Origin of the sequence: Tissierella pigra, from assembly GCF_009695605.1 — a bacterium.
GTDB classification, from domain to species: Bacteria; Bacillota; Clostridia; order Tissierellales; family Tissierellaceae; genus Tissierella; species Tissierella pigra.
In genome coordinates this window covers 1-17,309 of the sequence record NZ_VUNQ01000004.1, presented here as the reverse complement: position 1 = coordinate 17,309, position 17,309 = coordinate 1, and the positions used below count along the sequence as shown (strand labels likewise).

At 30.4% G+C, this 17,309-nt stretch carries 17 protein-coding genes and 1 other annotated feature; of the genes, 3 read left to right on the top strand and 14 right to left on the bottom strand.

What is annotated here, in order from left to right:
• Positions 1–15 precede the first annotated feature (15 nt).
• The 9 genes from cas5b to trpB form a co-directional block, all read right to left on the bottom strand.
• Positions 16–783, bottom strand: coding sequence for a type I-B CRISPR-associated protein Cas5b (gene cas5b, locus FYJ83_RS03105; protein WP_154438881.1), 768 nt, complete (start codon positions 781–783; stop codon positions 16–18).
• Positions 770–1,654, bottom strand: a complete 885-nt coding sequence (cas7i, locus tag FYJ83_RS03100) for a type I-B CRISPR-associated protein Cas7/Cst2/DevR (protein ID WP_154438880.1) — start codon at positions 1,652–1,654, stop codon at positions 770–772. Before cas7i ends, cas5b begins: the two co-directional genes overlap by 14 nt.
• Positions 1,644–3,308 (bottom strand): type I-B CRISPR-associated protein Cas8b1/Cst1, encoded by a 1,665-nt coding sequence (gene cas8a1 / locus FYJ83_RS03095; protein WP_326828287.1) that lies wholly within the window; start codon positions 3,306–3,308, stop codon positions 1,644–1,646. Before cas8a1 ends, cas7i begins: the two co-directional genes overlap by 11 nt.
• A gap of 11 nt (positions 3,309–3,319) precedes the next feature.
• Positions 3,320–4,048, bottom strand: a complete 729-nt coding sequence (gene cas6, locus FYJ83_RS03090; protein ID WP_154438879.1) for a CRISPR-associated endoribonuclease Cas6 — start codon at positions 4,046–4,048, stop codon at positions 3,320–3,322.
• Between the two features lie 444 nt (positions 4,049–4,492).
• On the bottom strand, positions 4,493–5,464 hold the full coding sequence (locus FYJ83_RS03085) for a helix-turn-helix transcriptional regulator (protein WP_154438878.1): 972 nt from the start codon (positions 5,462–5,464) through the stop codon (positions 4,493–4,495).
• A gap of 161 nt (positions 5,465–5,625) precedes the next feature.
• The gene (locus tag FYJ83_RS03080; protein WP_154438877.1) at positions 5,626–7,002 is read right to left on the bottom strand and encodes a tyrosine phenol-lyase; all 1,377 of its coding nucleotides are present in this window, start codon (positions 7,000–7,002) and stop codon (positions 5,626–5,628) included.
• 173 nt (positions 7,003–7,175) lie between these two features.
• Entirely contained in the window at positions 7,176–8,738 is a 1,563-nt protein-coding gene (locus tag FYJ83_RS03075; protein ID WP_216584813.1) for a sigma-54 interaction domain-containing protein, read from the bottom strand.
• Between the two features lie 182 nt (positions 8,739–8,920).
• The gene (locus tag FYJ83_RS03070) at positions 8,921–9,277 is read right to left on the bottom strand and encodes a hypothetical protein (RefSeq protein ID WP_154438875.1); all 357 of its coding nucleotides are present in this window, start codon (positions 9,275–9,277) and stop codon (positions 8,921–8,923) included.
• Between the two features lie 117 nt (positions 9,278–9,394).
• Entirely contained in the window at positions 9,395–10,552 is a 1,158-nt protein-coding gene (gene trpB / locus FYJ83_RS03065) for a tryptophan synthase subunit beta (RefSeq protein ID WP_154438874.1), read from the bottom strand.
• A 47-nt stretch (positions 10,553–10,599) separates the two neighbouring features.
• Positions 10,600–10,842 (bottom strand) — a binding site (T-box leader).
• Positions 10,843–11,000: 158 nt separating this feature from the next.
• On the opposite strand from trpB, the gene FYJ83_RS03060 reads away from it, so the two are divergent.
• Entirely contained in the window at positions 11,001–11,765 is a 765-nt protein-coding gene (locus tag FYJ83_RS03060; RefSeq protein ID WP_154438873.1) for a glucose 1-dehydrogenase, read from the top strand.
• 50 nt (positions 11,766–11,815) lie between these two features.
• On the opposite strand, the gene FYJ83_RS03055 is transcribed toward FYJ83_RS03060, so the two are convergent.
• Complete coding sequence (locus FYJ83_RS03055) at positions 11,816–12,418, bottom strand: DUF3841 domain-containing protein (protein ID WP_154438872.1); 603 nt, start codon at positions 12,416–12,418, stop codon at positions 11,816–11,818.
• A gap of 219 nt (positions 12,419–12,637) precedes the next feature.
• Here FYJ83_RS03055 and FYJ83_RS03050 point away from each other — a divergent pair, with 219 nt between their 5' ends.
• Positions 12,638–13,180, top strand: coding sequence for a cupin domain-containing protein (locus FYJ83_RS03050; RefSeq protein ID WP_154438871.1), 543 nt, complete (start codon positions 12,638–12,640; stop codon positions 13,178–13,180).
• Positions 13,181–13,238: 58 nt separating this feature from the next.
• Here FYJ83_RS03050 and FYJ83_RS03045 read toward each other — a convergent pair whose 3' ends face one another.
• The 4 genes from FYJ83_RS03045 to FYJ83_RS03030 form a co-directional block, all read right to left on the bottom strand.
• Positions 13,239–14,060 (bottom strand): phosphoenolpyruvate hydrolase family protein, encoded by an 822-nt coding sequence (locus FYJ83_RS03045; RefSeq protein ID WP_154438870.1) that lies wholly within the window; start codon positions 14,058–14,060, stop codon positions 13,239–13,241.
• Positions 14,061–14,076: 16 nt separating this feature from the next.
• Positions 14,077–15,291, bottom strand: a complete 1,215-nt coding sequence (locus FYJ83_RS03040; protein ID WP_154438869.1) for a Tm-1-like ATP-binding domain-containing protein — start codon at positions 15,289–15,291, stop codon at positions 14,077–14,079.
• A gap of 140 nt (positions 15,292–15,431) precedes the next feature.
• On the bottom strand, positions 15,432–15,635 hold the full coding sequence (locus FYJ83_RS03035) for a DUF3006 domain-containing protein (protein ID WP_154438868.1): 204 nt from the start codon (positions 15,633–15,635) through the stop codon (positions 15,432–15,434).
• A gap of 10 nt (positions 15,636–15,645) precedes the next feature.
• Positions 15,646–16,833 carry an MBL fold metallo-hydrolase gene (locus FYJ83_RS03030; RefSeq protein WP_154438867.1) on the bottom strand — a complete coding sequence of 396 codons (1,188 nt, stop codon included), beginning with the start codon at positions 16,831–16,833 and terminating at the stop codon, positions 15,646–15,648.
• 172 nt (positions 16,834–17,005) lie between these two features.
• On the opposite strand from FYJ83_RS03030, the gene FYJ83_RS03025 reads away from it, so the two are divergent.
• On the top strand, positions 17,006–17,173 hold the full coding sequence (locus FYJ83_RS03025; RefSeq protein WP_154438866.1) for a small, acid-soluble spore protein, alpha/beta type: 168 nt from the start codon (positions 17,006–17,008) through the stop codon (positions 17,171–17,173).
• The last annotated feature ends 136 nt before the right edge of the window (positions 17,174–17,309 follow it).

Here is a 17,309-nt window from a genome sequence, read left to right as displayed (position 1 = left end):
TTAAACACCCCTATTTCAAGCATTAAAAACAATATTATTATCTATATCTCTCATTACAGTTTCACTTTGGATAGCAGTTATGCGAGAAGAATATAATACATCTATTTTATTCCATTCTCTAAATATTTTAGGTGAGGTAGCTGTTCCATAATTCTCTGATTTATTATAATTCTTTGTAATTTTATACCTAGTTCCGCTACCTTTTACTTCCTCTATATCTTCTACTATAATAGATTCATCTCTTATCATACTTAATGGAATATAAGCTGTATAATCTCTATCTAATTCAATATCTTCTTCTAATTCTTCCTCAAATATGTCTACTACTTTAACTTCTTCAATAACTGCCAAATCCTCTCTTCTGCCTAATGAAGGATATTCTCTAGGATATATAAAGGCTTGTTCGATTTCCTCCACTAAACTTTGATCTTTTGGAATAATATGAATCAATAACTTTACATCAACCAATAATTCTATTGTAGAAATACCCCTGCTTATTCCAAATTCTCCCGCTTTTAATTGATGTCTCGTTGCATCAAACTTCATTCCATTTTTAAATTCATATCTAGTATACAAATCATTTACCTTTGAATTATATTTGCCTTGTATGCTAATTTCCATTTCCTTATATTCATCATAATTACATAAACCATGAACCATTCCTATCACTGTTGAATATGGCGGCAGAGGATAAGTTTCTTTAAGTTGAAAGCTTGTTGGTTTTTTATAATTAACCATATTTTGATATAATTTTAATCTAACTGCCTTCTTATTTTCCTTCATAATAATCTTTCACCTTGCTTTTTAGCCCATTGAAAAATTCAGGCATAGTCAATGAATTTAATTTTTCTTTTATCTCATTATCATTATTAAATTTACCTTCAATTAGTCCACAACTTGTATCTTCTTTTATAGAGTCAAACATAACTCCTTCAATTTGTTTAACTACTAATCTATTATCTTTTACATCTAGTACATTTTCAAATATAGGATTTTTTATATCATAAACTCCACCTATGGCGAATAAAGGTTTTAAATCTTCTCTTCTACCTCTAATATCTCTATATAGGAAAGCTATTGTATCTAATAATTTATAAACTCTTCTTATTTTTTCTTCATTATTAAGTTCAATAGAATATACTTCATCTATTCCTATTTGATCTAAATCTATAACTAATGTATATCTATAATAGGATCTATGGATCTCAGATTGAGCTATATTCATGTTTTCATTTATTCTATCTGCCAATCCTTTATTTGTTAAAAAATCTAAGTCTCCCTTGAAAGTTTCTAAAGATATAGCATTAGATAATCTCACCTTTGCTGTTCTTTTCTTCCCACCTGAACCCTTTTCTGTTTTTAAATATCCAAAAAAATCTATCTCCGGATAATCTTTAATAGTTGATGCTTCTGCAAATTGAATTACTTTTTTCTCTCCACTACCCTCTGCTTTTACTGTTGCAAGTTCTTCTCCCAGTTGTTCACATATATTGTATCTAATTGCCTGTCTTGAAATATAAGTATACTGTTCACCTTTATCTCTAGTAAGCTTTTTTAGAGATGCTACATTTCCAACTCCCTCACCATAGTTTGCACTTTCTGCCTCAAATATCATAGATATTGATAATCCTTTTGGTTTTAAATTATTTTTCATCTTCTTTTCCTCCATTCTCATCTTCTATAATTCCAGATACAAATGCATATCCAATAGTTTTAAACTTCTCCTCATCCTTCAATGCATCTAAAAACACTTCCGGTACTGATGATTTTACATATAAATAACAGTTCAATAATGTATCCATAAAACTATCAACATTATTGGTTTTTAATGAATTTAATAATCTATAGGAGACTCCGCTTAACTTATCCTTTGCTCCTTTATTTCTATATTTTTCCCTTAACTTTTCTCCAGCATTATTTCCTTCTTTAACTATATCCTTATAAATCCCCTTCATATAACCTACCTCCTTTAAAAATCTCATATTAATCTTTAAAATTTTAATTATATGACTTTTATGATAGTAACTTTCCTTTGGTTGTGATAGCTTATAGTAAAGTAATTTTTGAACTAATGTAAACATATTCTGACTATTAAGCAATCTATCTATAACTAATTCATATACATTAAAATAAGTGTTAATCTCTTTAAATCCACAATTAATTAATTTATCCAAATCACCTCTAGAAGCTTTAATTACTTGCAAAGATTTCTTTGATAGGATATTAAACTTATATTTTTCATCTTCATACCTAATTAACTGAATATCAGCTAACTCATATTTTATTTTATCATTATACTCCTCGCTAATTGATTCTACTAAAGCCTTATAAGTTATTTTTCTATCCTCTGTATGTTCTATATAAATTTCTCTATAAACTTTTTCATTTACCTTTATTGCATTTTTCATACTGGAATTATCATTTATATATATTCCTTTATTGTAAAGATAAGTAACTCCTGCTGGAACACAAGAATATACTAGTTTACATATAGGACAAACTGCAATATCATTTTGAAAATTCCATACATGAGAAGATTTTCTACTTACATCAAATCCTGTTGCCGTTAGAAAACTAAGATCATTTCCAAGATCTTTCATTTCTCTATTACAAGAGAAGCAATTATACTTAAACTTAGATTTATCTATTTCTAAGTACTCTGATATAGGTTGAATAAAATAGTTTTTATAATCTATATACATATCTTTCTCTTTTGTCTGAGGATTTAAAAGGCATACTCCATTCCATCCATTTTTTATTACTGTATACATGACGTTCTTTGCACCTATATATTTTTTAGATTCACCTAATTTCATGTATTCAATTATCTCTTTTAATAATGAAAATGTATCTTTAATTTCTAGCATTACTTCATTTATATCTTGTTTCTTCTTTAAATTAATTTTTTTAGACTTCTTTTCTAAATCTAAAATATTAAAATCTGAACTTATTAACTCATAGGCTGATTTATAGCTATTACTCTTCAGATATTTTTTTATTACATCTACTATATAATCATTAAGAGTTTCTAAGTTTTTTTCATTAAATTCTTCAAACTTGTTTTCTTCATGATATAAAATAAATTTCTCAAATGATATAATTTTATTAATTGATAGTATTTCTTCATATTTATCTATAAAATATTCAAAATACTTTCTTTCAAAATCAATCAAATAATCATAATCAAATTCTATAGAATTACCTTTTATAGTAACTTTATCTTTAGCATAGTCTAGTATATTATAAAGTCCTACTAATCCACTATTATAAAGCCAATCCTCCATTTGTAATACTAGCTTCTCCTCCACCTAATCACCTCCTACATTAAATCTACCATTCCAAAACCACTACTTTTCCTTGAACCAACTCCTGCTTTATACAAATAGTCTAAAATATATGGTTTAGCTTGTACCTTTATCCTACATATATTAGATAGTACCTCTATTTCATAGTGTTTTACTTTTACCTCTTTACTTCTTCCTAATACTTCAACTTTTATCTCCTCAATATCTAGCTTTCTTTCTTCACCAAAATTATCTAATAACTGATATTTGAGATTACTAATAAAGATTTCTTTTCCCTCTTCTTCATTTAAGGAATAATACCAAGTCTTTTTGTTATTACCCTTATGTTCCCTAACAACTATGGGAGACATAGTAGAATAAACAGCATAATCATTAGTTATGGGTTTTTCTTTATTCATATTTATATTACGCACTGTTATAGAGTTACCTTTAATATTGTATAGTTTTCCTCTATTGGCTAAAATAGCGTTATAGAAAAAAATTGAATCCTTCATATCAGCAGTAGAAAAATTTAAGATTATCTTTTTTTCAGGAATTATTATTTCTTCTCTAGTAAATTTACAGTTTGGCATATACAAGGAGAAAGTAAAGTCTTTGACTTTGTTTTCTTCACTTTTATATAAGGATTCATAATATTTTTTGTCATAGGACTCATAAATATGTTTTAGAAAAGAAAGGATTATTCTATTCTTGTCTTTTGGTATATTTTCATTGGATAGAACTAGCTCAACATTGTATCTCATATTTTCGCCCCTTTAAAATTTTATTTATTAAAAAGCTGTAACAGCTCAAATTTCAATTTTAAATTGTTACAGCTTTTATAATTGTCTTTCTCTAGATAAACTGTATTATGTTAAACAATTTATATCTATACTAACAATAAATTTAATTATTAATTTGAATCTATTTAAAATCATATTCCAATTTACACCTCCTTAATTAGTTTATATCATTAGTTATTATGTTCCTATTTTCTATATTTATTCCCCTCATGTTTGCTATTATAGTTTTCCATTATTATATTTAATATTCTACTTATGAAATTGAAATTTTTGGTAATAATGTAGAATAAATCTTAATAGAACCAGCCTTAGTGGAATGTAAATTCATGTTTGCTTTTAATACCCTTTAATAGAACTATATTAGAAAACCTTTCCTTACCAATGAATGTTATTACATTAATAATATCATTCATTGATGCAAGTATTGGTATCCAATCCGTAAGTATTTTGTAATTTTCTTATTTCTTTAATTACATCTTCTTTTAATCTCTGTGGTTCTAGCACTTCTACTTTACTCCCCATACCTAAAACCCATGTCTTAACCTCTTCATACCCCTTTAAATCTGCTTCAAATATTATATTTTCTTCATCTATTTCGATTATCTTTTGACTCAAAGAATATTGTCTTTCTTTAACTAGCTGACTCATAGGATATGATATTTTAAGTTTTAGGTGAAAAATATCATCATCAATTATTCCAAATGATTTTCTCATTATATTTTTAATATCATATTCTATATTAATTGAAAATTTTTGTTCTAAAACTTTAACTTCAATTATTCTAGATAATTTAAAATGTCGTACTTCTTTCCTCATTTCACAATATCCAAAAAAATATGTAGCCCCATCATGATCGAAAGTTCCATAAGGATGAACTATACGAATACTTTTTTTCATACCTGTACCGATTGAACCATAAGACATCCTAATTTTCTTTTTATTAATTATCCCTTTAGTGATTATATTCCAAAACTCTGCTTCTCTTTCTTTCATATGGACGGGTTTTAAATTATCTTTATTGAAATAATCTATATGGATAAAATCTCTTTTTATATTCAAAATCTTATTTGCTAATGTTTCAAAATCAAGTGAGAAAACATGACTTCCACTTTTAATAATTTCATTAGCCATTTTCAATGCTTCCAGTTCTTCTTCTCTTATTCCTAGAGCCTTTAAATCTATTCTATTTTCTAAATAATATCCCCCATATCTTCCACTCTTTGATCCTATGTAAATACCCGCATCTTCCAAATCTTTTTTGTATCCTTTAATGGTTCTGGGACTCACTTCAAGTATTTCAGCTAATTCCTCCACCTTAATCAATCTCCTACCTTGCATAAGCATATACATAGTTAATACATTTGATAATCTTGACATGGTAACTCCCCCTTAAAACTTAAAAGTATTACTAATATTACATTCCACATCTATCCCTAAAATCCTTCTTTATTTTACAAATAATTCCATTTACAGCACCCTAGACATAAAAAACTAGAGAGTCCATAACAAACTCTCTAGTCCCAATCTTCTATCTCATATTAAATATGCTCGAATCTACCTGTGAAGAACCTTAATACTGGTGGTTCATAAGTGAATTTCAAGCCCTTTATTTCATCTCTTCTCTTATATGTTGCAATTATGGCTTCTGCAACATAATCTAAATGTGCATAGCTGTAAACTCTTCTTGGTATTGTCAATCTTACTAGCTCTAATTTAGGGAAGTATTCATTTCCTTCCTTATCTCTACCAGCAGAAATATTTCCTCTTTCCATTGTTCTGACACCTGACTGGATGAAGATTTCAGCTGCTAAAACTTGAGCTGGATATTCAGATTGTGGAATATGTGGTAAGAATGCTCTAGCATCTAAGAATACTGCGTGACCCCCTATTGGTCTAACTATTGGTACACCAGCTTCAATTAATTTATTTCCTAAATATTCAACTTGCTCAACTCTATGTTTAATATAATTGAAATCTAAAGCTTCCTTAAGTCCAATTGCAAAAGCCTCCATATCTCTACCAGTCATACCACCATAGCTTGGCATTCCCTCATAAACTACTACTAACGCCGAAGCTTTGAAATATAGATCATCTTCATTCATAGCTAAGAACCCACCTATATTTACAATACCGTCTTTTTTACCTGACATAGTAGCTCCATCAGCATAGGAGAACATTTCCTTAACAATTTCTGCAATAGATTTATCTGCATATCCTTCTTCTCTTACTTTAATGAAATAAGCATTTTCCACATATCTGGTACAGTCAAACATTACTCTGATTCCATGTTTCTTGGATAAGGCATGAACTTCCCTTAGATTCTGCATACTAACCGGCTGCCCACCAGCTAAATTAACTGTTACACCAACACAGATATAAGGAATATTTTCAGCTCCAACTTTATTAATTAAATCCTCATATTTTTTAATATCTATATTTCCTTTAAAATGTACATCTTCTTTATCTGAGATATGAGCTTCGTCAATTATAACATCTACAAAAGTACCACCGTTCATTTCTTGATGAGCTCTAGTAGTTGTAAAGTACATATTACCTGGAATATAAGTATTTGGCCTAACTAATATTTGTGATAATAGATTTTCTGCACCTCTGCCTTGATGCGTTGGAACAACATGCTTAAATCCCATTATATCCTGTACAGTCTTTTGTAAATGATAGAAATTTTCACTTCCTGCATAGGCCTCATCGCCCATCATAAGCCCAGCCCATTGTCTATCACTCATGGCATTTGTTCCACTGTCTGTTAATAGGTCAATATATACATCCCTTGAATTAAGTAAGAAAGTATTGTAACCTGCTCTTTCAATGGCCTCAATTCTTTCCTCCTTCGGTAAAATTCTCAGTGGTTCTACCATCTTCACTTTGTATGGTTCTGGCATATATTTTTTATCCATATACTACTCCCCCTTATTTTAAAATCTATCTTAATAATATAGTTATTAGCAATTTTAATGCCAATATTAAAATCTGGGGAATATCTATAATATTGTTACTCTAACAAGCTAAATATAATTCCAATTGTAAATAATGTTTACAACTGGAATTATATTTTACATTTTTGTAAATATTATTTACAGTCTTCATGTTCCTTAATACGTTTAATAACAGTAGTATGGGATATATTTAAAGCCTTTGCAATCTCCCTTGATGAATTAAACTGCTTTCTTGCTTTTATAATATGGTTATATTCAACAGCCTTAATTATTTCTGGTAGATTTACAGGAAATTCAATATTCTCTTCATTATAAATTATCTTTTCTGTTTCATATGAATCAAATTTATTAGCAATCAATAAATGTTTAACATCTATTGAATCCTCTGCAAATATTACAGCTCTTTCCATAACATTTTGTAGTTCCCTTATATTTCCAGGCCAAGAATATTCCTGCAATCTTTCTAAGGCATCTTCAGTTATTTTTAATCTTGGTTTATCTGCACTTTCTCCTAAAAGCTTTGTAAAATATTTTGCAAGTATTGATATATCATCTTTTCTTTCCCTCAATGGTGGTATATTAACAGGTATAACATTTAATCTATAATATAAATCCTCCCTAAAAGTCTTTTCACTTACCATGGCAGATAAATTTCTGTGAGTTGCAGAAATTATTCTTACATCAATGAGTATTTCCTTTGTTCCACCTATTCTTCGTATTTGTCTTTCTTGTATGGCTCTTAGTATCTTTGCCTGTAAATGAATAGGTAGTTCTCCTATCTCATCTAGAAATATACTTCCTCCAGTGGCCAATTCAAAGAGTCCTTGCTTCCCTGTATTCGCACCTGTAAAAGCACCTTTTTCATAACCAAAAAACTCCGATTCCAAAAGAGCATCTGGTACAGCAGAGCAATTAACTGCTACAAATGGACCATTTCCTCTTCTGCTATTTAAATGAATTGCTCTGGCAAATAACTCCTTCCCCGTGCCTGACTCTCCTAATATCATTATATTTGCCTCTGCTACTGAAACTGACTTAGCTAATGAAATGGTGTTCTTTATACTATCTGATTCTCCGATTATATCTTCAAAACTTATCATAGAAGGCCTCGAAATAGTTTGAATCAGCCTTCTAACATCATCCATTTCTTTAAAAATCAAAAGAGCCCCCATCTTAATGCCTAAATTATTTTTTATAAGTTTAATATTTAGTATAAGATTTACCTTTTTATTTCTAATCATTGTACTTACTTCAATATTAGCTTTATCATCTATATCCACATTTGGATTATATACTTCTTTTGGTATTATGAGATTTATATTAGTATCCTTATCCTTGGGTTCAATATTAAATAATTTACTGGCCTTAGAATTGTAATATTCAATATTTCCTTGTTTATTTACTGCAATAATGCCATCTGTCATACTATTTATTACTATCTGAAGTTCCTTAGCTGCTTTTTCCGAGTCCATCATATCCAGCTCTGTTATATCTAAAATTTCCTTAATCTCATTTTTTATCCATCTCTTAAACTCATCCCATTCTATACCTTCCCATTCAACTTTAACAGAAATATAAGGGGGATTTATCTCCATAGTAATAATATTCATTTCTTTTGAAGCCAAGGCAGCTAATATTTTTTGAGCCATACCTACTTTATTTTCTTTAACTAAAAATTTTATCTTTTTGCTATTCAAGATTTTCACCTCTCTATCAGCAACTTTTATTTCATTTTTATAAAAGGACATAATATGAAGCTTAATTAAATTTAAGTCAGACCTCAAAATAATCTAAAAACTTAATAAATAGCCTATTATTCTTAATGGGAAATGTTCAAGTTTTAGTATATAAACCACGGGGTTAAACCCCGTGGTTTATATTATAGTTCCTGAGTTTCTAATATTAGTATGCTATCTCCAAATTTTTCGTCTAGCTCCTTTAATTTCATCTCTTCACTATCCCCATAAGATTTTGATATTTCTACAATACCTAAACTATAACCCTCTTCTATTTTTTGTAAAATCGTTTCTTTAAACCATTTATGGTAAAGACCAGTTCTAAATGATAATCCAGAAGAACTTTTATCCATACCATAGTTTTCTTCTATTTCCTCTTTGCTCCTAATATTAGATATAAAATAATAGTGCAATTCATTCTCCATTTCCTCTGTTAAGTCCTTATAAGCCACTAATAATACCTTGTACTTTGCATCTTGTGATTCTTTTTTTCCCAACATTTCAATCCCCCCAATATTTCATACTTTAATCCTATTATATACAAAAATTTATAATCTTCAAATATTATAAATAATTCCCCTTATAAATTTATAAACTCATAAGGGAAATTATCCTTTTCATCTTATCATATCTCTTACTTGTGCTACGTCCTTATCTCCTCTACCAGAAAGGTTTATTATTATAATATTATCCTTGTCCAAAGTCTGAGCCAACTTCATTCCATAGGCTATGGCATGGGAAGATTCTAAAGCTGGAATTATTCCCTCTGTTTTTGATAACTTAAAGAAAGCATCTAAGGCTTCTTTATCAGTTACAGATTTATATTCTGCTCTTTTAATCTCATTATAATAGCTATGTTCCGGTCCTACTCCAGGATAATCTAGTCCTGCAGCAATGGAATGGGTACTATGATCTAGTAAATAACATTTGAAACCATGTATTAGCCCCATATTACCTCTACATATACTAGCCGCATGCTCTTTAGTATCTATCCCTTTTCCAGCTGGTTCTACTCCTATCATCTTCACTTCTTTATCATCATAGAAAGGCGAAAATAAACCTATGGCATTACTGCCTCCTCCAACACAGGCTACTACATAATTAGGTAATCTTCCTTCCTTTTCTAATATCTGTTTTCTTGCTTCTTTTCCTATTACGGATTGGAATGTCCTTACTATCATTGGGAATGGATGAGGTCCTACTGCTGAACCAAGAAGATAGAAAGTATTATCCTTATTTTCTACATAATCCCCTAATGCTTTATCTACTGCTTCTTTTAATGTTTTATTTCCTTCCTCAACTGCCACTACCTTTGCTCCTAACATTTCCATTCTGAAAACATTTAGCTCTTGCCTTTTAGTATCTTCAGCCCCCATATAAATTGTACAATCCAGTCCAAGCAAAGCACATACTGTCGCTGTAGCAACTCCATGCTGTCCTGCTCCAGTTTCTGCTATTACTCTCTTTTTTCCCATTCTTTTAGCAAGTAACCCTTGTCCTATGGCATTGTTAATCTTGTGAGCTCCTGTATGATTTAGATCTTCCCTCTTTAGATAAATCTTAGCTCCTTCTATTTCTTCTGTTAGTCTTTCTGCAAAATATAGTGGATTTTCTCTGCCTACATATTCCTTTAAATAATAACCTAGTTCTTTCAAAAACTCTTCATCTTCCATAGCATTATAGAATTCTTTTTCCAATTCATCTAATACTACTTTCAATTCTTCTGGTACATAAGCCCCGCCAAATTCTCCAAATAATCCATTTTCTCTTTTCATCCTTCTTCCTCCTAGATTAAATTTAAATACAAAAAAACCTCCATCCTCAATAGGACGAAGGTTGAATTCGCGGTGCCACCTAAATTATGCAAAAATGCATCTCTCTTAATGGGATACTAACATATCCTGTCCTTAGTTAACGGTAGGCTTCCGGCACGGGGTACTCTCCATAGATTTCCACCAGCTTCTACAAAGTCCATTCGTTAAATCCTTCTTTGCCAAAGTCCCACCAATCTTTAGCTCTCTGTGAAAGATAAGAATTAACTACTCTTCTTTGTCTTCGAATTTATTCTTGTATTTCAAGAAAGTATATCAGATGCAAAATAAATTTGCAATAGGAAAATAAAGTATTTATATAATATAATTTGTTGAAGTGTCTCTTTATTTGTGATATTATTAACATATACGTTAGTTATTCCCATAATTTTATGATAATAGGAGGTATTTTATGAAATTAAAAGATAAAGTAGCTATTGTAACGGGTGCTAGTGCAGGTATGGGTAAAGATATAGCTTATTATTTTGCTAAAGAAGGTGCTACTGTATATGCCGTAGCTAGAAGAATAGAAAGACTTGAAGAATTAGCAAATAGCTCCAAAGATTTAGAAGGAAAAATAATACCTATTGTCGCTGATTTAATGTGTAAAGAATCCACAGAAAACATGGTTGAAAAAGCTTATAAAGAATCGGGAAGACTAGATATTTTAGTTAATAATGCAGGAATAATGGACGATTTCAGTCCTGTTGGCGAAGTAAAAGATGAAATGATTGAAAAAGTTTTCAACTTAAATGTATATTCACCTTTCTACTCCATGAGAAAAGCTGTAGAAATTTTCTTAGCTAATGGCGGTGGAAATATTATAAATATTGCGTCCATAGGTGGTTTATTTGGTTCTAGAGCTGGAGCAGCATATACTGCATCAAAACATGCTTTAATAGGTCTAACAAAAAATACTGCTTTTATGTATTCTAAGAAAAATATTAGATGTAACGCTATATGTCCTGGTGGAATTGAAACGGAAATAGGCACAGGAGAATTTATGAAAAACATAAATATGGAAGGAATGAATATGGCAACATCAGGTGCAGCTGGCAATCCAAGAACTGGAAAAGGCAGTGAAATTGCAACAGTTGCAGTATTCTTGGCAAGTGAGGATGCAAGCTATGTAAACGGACAATGTATAGCAGTTGATGGAGGATGGACTGCATATTAATAAAATTAGGGAACGCCAAGGCGTTCCCTATAATTTATTAATGATATAATCTAAATCCTTCCATTCCAATACAGTATATCCTTAATCATATCTTCCCTTATTTCCCATATATTTGCCTGTACATCAAATATGTTCCAATCTGAGATTTCAAATACTCTCATCCAGCTGTCCATTACTCTTTTCTTTTCTAAAGGATAAAAGTTTGCATACTTTCCTTCTATAAAAGAAAATGAATTTTTAAATCCCTTTCTCTCCATATCCTTTATATAATCTTTTTCGTCTTCTTCATCTTTAGGAATATAAAGATGATTTAATACATAATCCCACTTTCTTCCATCAAAGTATATAACTTCAGCTTTATCTACTTCTAATACATATATTACAGTACCTTCCATAGGCTTTAGCATATTTTCTTCACTTATTGAACACCATATTGGAAACTCTACATCTTCTGGTTTGGGAACTATTTTACTAGCTTTGTCTACAAACCATTGATAAAGACTTATATAATACATAGCAATATCTTGAAATTGTTCTTCTATATATCGCTTTTTGATTCTATGTAAACCATTTTTCCTAATATCTTCGAGGCTTCTAATGTCTTGCCTAGTCCAAAGTCTTACTTTCTTAGAATTTCTTTGCAGGTTCTCCATTATTCTATCTCCCCCTAAATGTAATAATACTTCCAATCTGATAGTTCTCTAATATATCTATAGTTTTTATTATATCATTATCTAAGGCTATTTTATTCGTTCTATTAATACAAATACTTTATTTTTTACAAATATATTTTGTCTACTAACTATCAAGCTTATCACCTACTCAATCCATATTACATATACTATTAAAAAGCCAATGAAAGGAAGGATATAATGGATAACAACTATAATCCATATAATCAACAAAATAACAATAATTCCATGTATAATAATCACCTAGGATATTCATCTCCTTGCTGTAATAGACCACCAGTAATGCCTCCCAATTGCTGGGAAAGATGTATTGATTTAAGTGACTACGGTCCAAACCCCTATGTAGTTAATATTGAAGAAGCTACAAGACAAAACTATAATTATCGAGCTACTTTATGGACAGGAAATTATTTACAACTTACTGTAATGAGTATTAATCCTAGAGATGATATAGGTTTAGAAATCCATACTGACCATGATCAATTTATACGAATCGAGGAAGGTCAAGGTCTTGTTTTAATGGGAGATAGTAGAGATAATTTGTACTTTCAAGAAAAGGTCTATGATGGTTATGTAATATTTATACCTGCTGGTAAATGGCATAATGTAATTAATATAGGCTGCGTTCCTCTTAAATTATATGCTATTTATGCACCTCCTGAACATCCTCATGGCACTATCCATAAGACTAAAGAAGATGCCATGAAATCTAATATATACTAGCTCATACAAAAAGCTCCTTTCCATATTGAGAAAAGAGCTTTTTTATTTATAACTATATTTATTTCTTAATTTCCTTAAACATTTCTGCTTGTTTTTTGATACCTACTTCAGTAGCAAAACGTTCAATACTAGATGCACCAAAGAAACCATCTACACCTTTAGTTCTTTGAAGAACATAAGCTGCATCCTCTGGTTCAGCAATAGGTCCTCCATGACAAAGTATCATAATATCAGGGTTTACAGATTTACCTGCATCACAAATTTCCTGCACTTTCTTTACTGCATCATCTAAGGTCAAAGCTGTTTTTGCTCCAATTGTTCCCTTTGTTGTAAGACCCATATGGGCAACTAAAATATCTGCTCCTGCCTCTGCCATTTTCTTAGCTTGTTCAGTATCAAATACATATGGTGTAGTTAATAAATCTAATTCATGAGCCTTTCTTATCATATCTACTTCAAGGTCATATCCCATACCTGTTTCTTCTAAATTTTGTCTAAATACTCCATCTATTAGTCCTACAGTCGGAAAGTTTTGAACTCCTGCAAATCCCTGTTCCTTTAATTGTTTTAAAAATACATCCATAATACGGAAAGGGTCAGTACCACAAACTCCAGCAAGAACAGGAGTTTCTTTAACTACAGGTAAAACTTCGTTTCCCATATCCACTACAATTTGATTTGCATCTCCGTAGGAAAGAAGTCCTGCCAGTGACCCACGTCCTGCCATTCTATATCTTCCTGAATTATATATAATAATTAAATCTACTCCACCAGCTTCTCCACTTTTTGCAGATATACCTGTACCTGCTCCTGCCCCTAAAATAATATTTCCCTTTGTTACCTCATCTTTTAGTTTCTTGAGTATCTCAATTCTAGACATATATATTCCTCCAATATTATTTGTTATTCCTCATTAGTTCTATTAGCTTCTTAGCTGCTGTTTCTGCAAATTCTCTATCATTAATATTAAAATCTAATTCAATTAATTCTATTTTATCTTTATCAATATTATCTCTTATGGTATCAAATAACATTTTATCTTCTTTTGGTCCATAGAAAGGCTGCCCTTCTGCATCAATCATAGATACTCCTTTAAGAGGAATCATTAAGGTTGTGGAACCATTTGTCTCATTTAATTTTTCAGAGATTATTTCTCCTAATCTCTTATTTTCATCTATAGTAGTACGCATCAAGGTTACAGTAGGATTATGTTTGTAAAAGTTTCTTCCATCAAATTCTTTAGGCACAGTATCCATAGGCCCAAAGTTTACCATATCCAATGCCCCAAGAGATACAACCTGTGGGACTTTATTTCTTCCTGCTGCTTCCAATCTATGAGGTCCAGCAGCTAAAACTCCTCCCACTAATTCATCACACCACTCCGTTGTGGTTAAATCAAGTACCCCATCAAAAAATCCATCCTCTATAAGTCTTTCCATAGTCCTTCCACCTGTACCCGTTGCATGGAATACCAATACTTCATATTCTTCTTTTTCTAAATATTCTCTAGCCATATCTACACAAGGAGTAGTTACTCCAAACATAGTAGCTGCAATTAAAGGTTTTTTATCAATCTTCTCCTTATGTTCAAAATTTACCATACCTGCAATTGCAAAAGCAGCATTTGTAAATATCTTAGTGGAAATTGAATTCAGTCCTGATACATCAACAATTGAAGGATACATCATAATATCACTAGTTCCAACATATTGCTGAGTATTACCTGATGCAACTGTAGACACCATGACTTTAGGTACTCCTATTGGCAATGCTCTCATACCAGGAGTCACTAAAGATGTCCCTCCAGTTCCTCCAAGAGAAATTATTCCATGAAATTTTCCTTCTGCATATAATCTAGGAATTAATTTCTCCATTCCCTTTGATAATATTTCAGTTCCCAATGCCCTATCTTTTTTAGCTGCAATCTCTTTAATATCAACTCCTACTTCTTTTGCGACTTCTTCATTAGATATATCTGTTTCAAAAATAGGCTCAAATACACCACAATGTATTGTAAGGGTTTTTAAACCTAATTCTTCTAAAACATTCTTTACATAAGCAAATTCTTTACCTTTAGAGTCAAAAGTCCCTGCAATTGCAATAGTTTTCATTAAAAAACTCCTTTCCATTTTAAATTTATTATTATAGATTATACCCTAAATATACATTAGATTATAAAATAATAGATGTACTCCAAAATTTTCCAGAAGCTTTTATTTAATCACAATTATAAGTACCTTCTTCATCTTAGTTACTCTCCGCAAAATAGCCTATCAAACTTTCCTTGTATTCTCTCTTTTCTCTTATCAGTTTCATCTTTTTCTATAGTAATACTTATAATATCTCCTTCCTTGGCTTCCTCTGGAATTATAATTCTTGGGATTTCTATTGTATCTTTATTTTCCAGTTCAACTATTGCAAAATCCTCTTCAAATCTATCAATAGTAAATTTCATCTAATCACCCCTAGTCATTAAATCTAAATATCTCTTTACCAGCCTCATCATAAAGTACAGCAGGATCACTTTTTGTATTGTTCCATATATTAGTACTTCCCCAATCTAAATCTCCTTCCTTGTTACCGCTAGTTACTGTAACTACTTCTCCCCCCTTTAGGACATACTTAGGAAATATATATTCTTGATTACCTGTTACAGAAAGAAGTTTCCATCCTTCTAAATTAATCTCATCCTTTGAATTATTCTTTATAGTTACTATTTCTTCTATTTTATCTACATTGCTTATTACTACATCTGGCTTATTAACGGGAGAATTGTTATTAAGAACTATTTCCTTATGATTGAACTCTAAACTCTTTCCATTACTTTTAATTATTATCGTCCCTTGCAAATCTGTTCTACATATATCTATATTCTTTTCTGTTAGTCTTTCTATTATTTCCTTATGAGGATGTCCATAACTATTTCCAGTTTCTGAAGATATTACTGCAATATAAGGGTCAACTGCGTCTAAAAATTCTTGTGATGTTGATGTTACACTACCATGGTGTCCAACTTTAAGTACATCTGATTTTAATAGATTTCTATTACTTTTTAACATTTCCTTTTCCGATAGTGCCTCTGCATCTCCTGTAAATAGAAAAGAAGTCTCTCCATCTATAAGTTTTACTACAACTGAATAATCATTTAAACTTTCATAACTCTCTCCATTAGGTGCAAGGACAATAAATTCTGCACCATTTAAAGTATATCTGTCTCCAACTTTGGGTTTTGTAATCTTTAATCCCTTTTTATCTATACTATCTAATACATCTTCAAAGGTCTTTGTGTTGGATATGGCATTTGGCATAATTAGTTTATCAATATCTAAATTATCTATTACATCATCTAATCCACCTATATGGTCTGCATGAGGGTGTGTTCCTATTACATAATTTAGTTTACTTACATTCTGATTTTTAATATATTCTACAACGGTTTTTCCATCTTTATTGTTACCAGCATCAATTAACATGGCTTCTTGTCCCTTTTTTATAAAAATGGAATCTGCTTGTCCCACATCAATAAAGTGTATCTCTAGAATATCACCTGTATTAGAATCTAAATTAGTATCTATAATATCTTCACAACCCATTAGAGAAAATATCATAATCATTATAAATACAAACATACTAGCCTTTTTAAAATTTTTCATATTAATACCTCACTTCCTTATTCTTTGCTAAATAGTAAACTTTAACTCATTTTTATTTATATAATAATTATATCATAGATGTAATTATTATGATTTGATATATCTATAAATTACCTTGTATTAGAACTTATTTTTCGTACAAAATAAAAGTAAATAAAAAGAGGTGATTTTAATGCCAAAACCAATAGATAGAAACGCTAGTATAGCTTTAGATCAAATGAAAGCAGAAATTGCTAATGAATTAGATGCTGATTTAACTGATAAAGAAACTTTAGATGGTACTATGACTGTGAATTTAGTAGAAAGAGCTGAAAGAAAACTTAATAATAAGGAAGAATAGTTATAATTTAAGGTAGTGTAAAATAATCTGTGCTTTTACGAAATAAAATTCTCTTTTCTGGCAAGAATCAAAATATGATTTGAACCAGAAAGGAGAATTTTTTATGTCAACATTACCAAAAGAAGTTTTAAGAAAT

What these genes read in the sequence shown, in the direction of transcription:
- cas5b (WP_154438881.1), bottom strand. Translation starts at nt 783, where the DNA reads ATGAAGGAAAATAAGAAGGCAGTTAGATTAAAATTATATCAAAATATG.
- cas7i (WP_154438880.1), bottom strand. Translation starts at nt 1,654, where the DNA reads ATGAAAAATAATTTAAAACCAAAAGGATTATCAATATCTATGATATTT.
- cas6 (WP_154438879.1), bottom strand. Translation starts at nt 4,048, where the DNA reads ATGAGATACAATGTTGAGCTAGTTCTATCCAATGAAAATATACCAAAA.
- FYJ83_RS03085 (WP_154438878.1), bottom strand. Translation starts at nt 5,464, where the DNA reads ATGTCAAGATTATCAAATGTATTAACTATGTATATGCTTATGCAAGGT.
- FYJ83_RS03080 (WP_154438877.1), bottom strand. Translation starts at nt 7,002, where the DNA reads ATGGATAAAAAATATATGCCAGAACCATACAAAGTGAAGATGGTAGAA.
- FYJ83_RS03070 (WP_154438875.1), bottom strand. Translation starts at nt 9,277, where the DNA reads ATGTTGGGAAAAAAAGAATCACAAGATGCAAAGTACAAGGTATTATTA.
- trpB (WP_154438874.1), bottom strand. Translation starts at nt 10,552, where the DNA reads ATGAAAAGAGAAAATGGATTATTTGGAGAATTTGGCGGGGCTTATGTA.
- FYJ83_RS03060 (WP_154438873.1), top strand. Translation starts at nt 11,001, where the DNA reads ATGAAATTAAAAGATAAAGTAGCTATTGTAACGGGTGCTAGTGCAGGT.
- FYJ83_RS03055 (WP_154438872.1), bottom strand. Translation starts at nt 12,418, where the DNA reads ATGGAGAACCTGCAAAGAAATTCTAAGAAAGTAAGACTTTGGACTAGG.
- FYJ83_RS03050 (WP_154438871.1), top strand. Translation starts at nt 12,638, where the DNA reads ATGGATAACAACTATAATCCATATAATCAACAAAATAACAATAATTCC.
- FYJ83_RS03045 (WP_154438870.1), bottom strand. Translation starts at nt 14,060, where the DNA reads ATGTCTAGAATTGAGATACTCAAGAAACTAAAAGATGAGGTAACAAAG.
- FYJ83_RS03040 (WP_154438869.1), bottom strand. Translation starts at nt 15,291, where the DNA reads ATGAAAACTATTGCAATTGCAGGGACTTTTGACTCTAAAGGTAAAGAA.
- FYJ83_RS03035 (WP_154438868.1), bottom strand. Translation starts at nt 15,635, where the DNA reads ATGAAATTTACTATTGATAGATTTGAAGAGGATTTTGCAATAGTTGAA.
- FYJ83_RS03030 (WP_154438867.1), bottom strand. Translation starts at nt 16,833, where the DNA reads ATGAAAAATTTTAAAAAGGCTAGTATGTTTGTATTTATAATGATTATG.
- FYJ83_RS03025 (WP_154438866.1), top strand. Translation starts at nt 17,006, where the DNA reads ATGCCAAAACCAATAGATAGAAACGCTAGTATAGCTTTAGATCAAATG.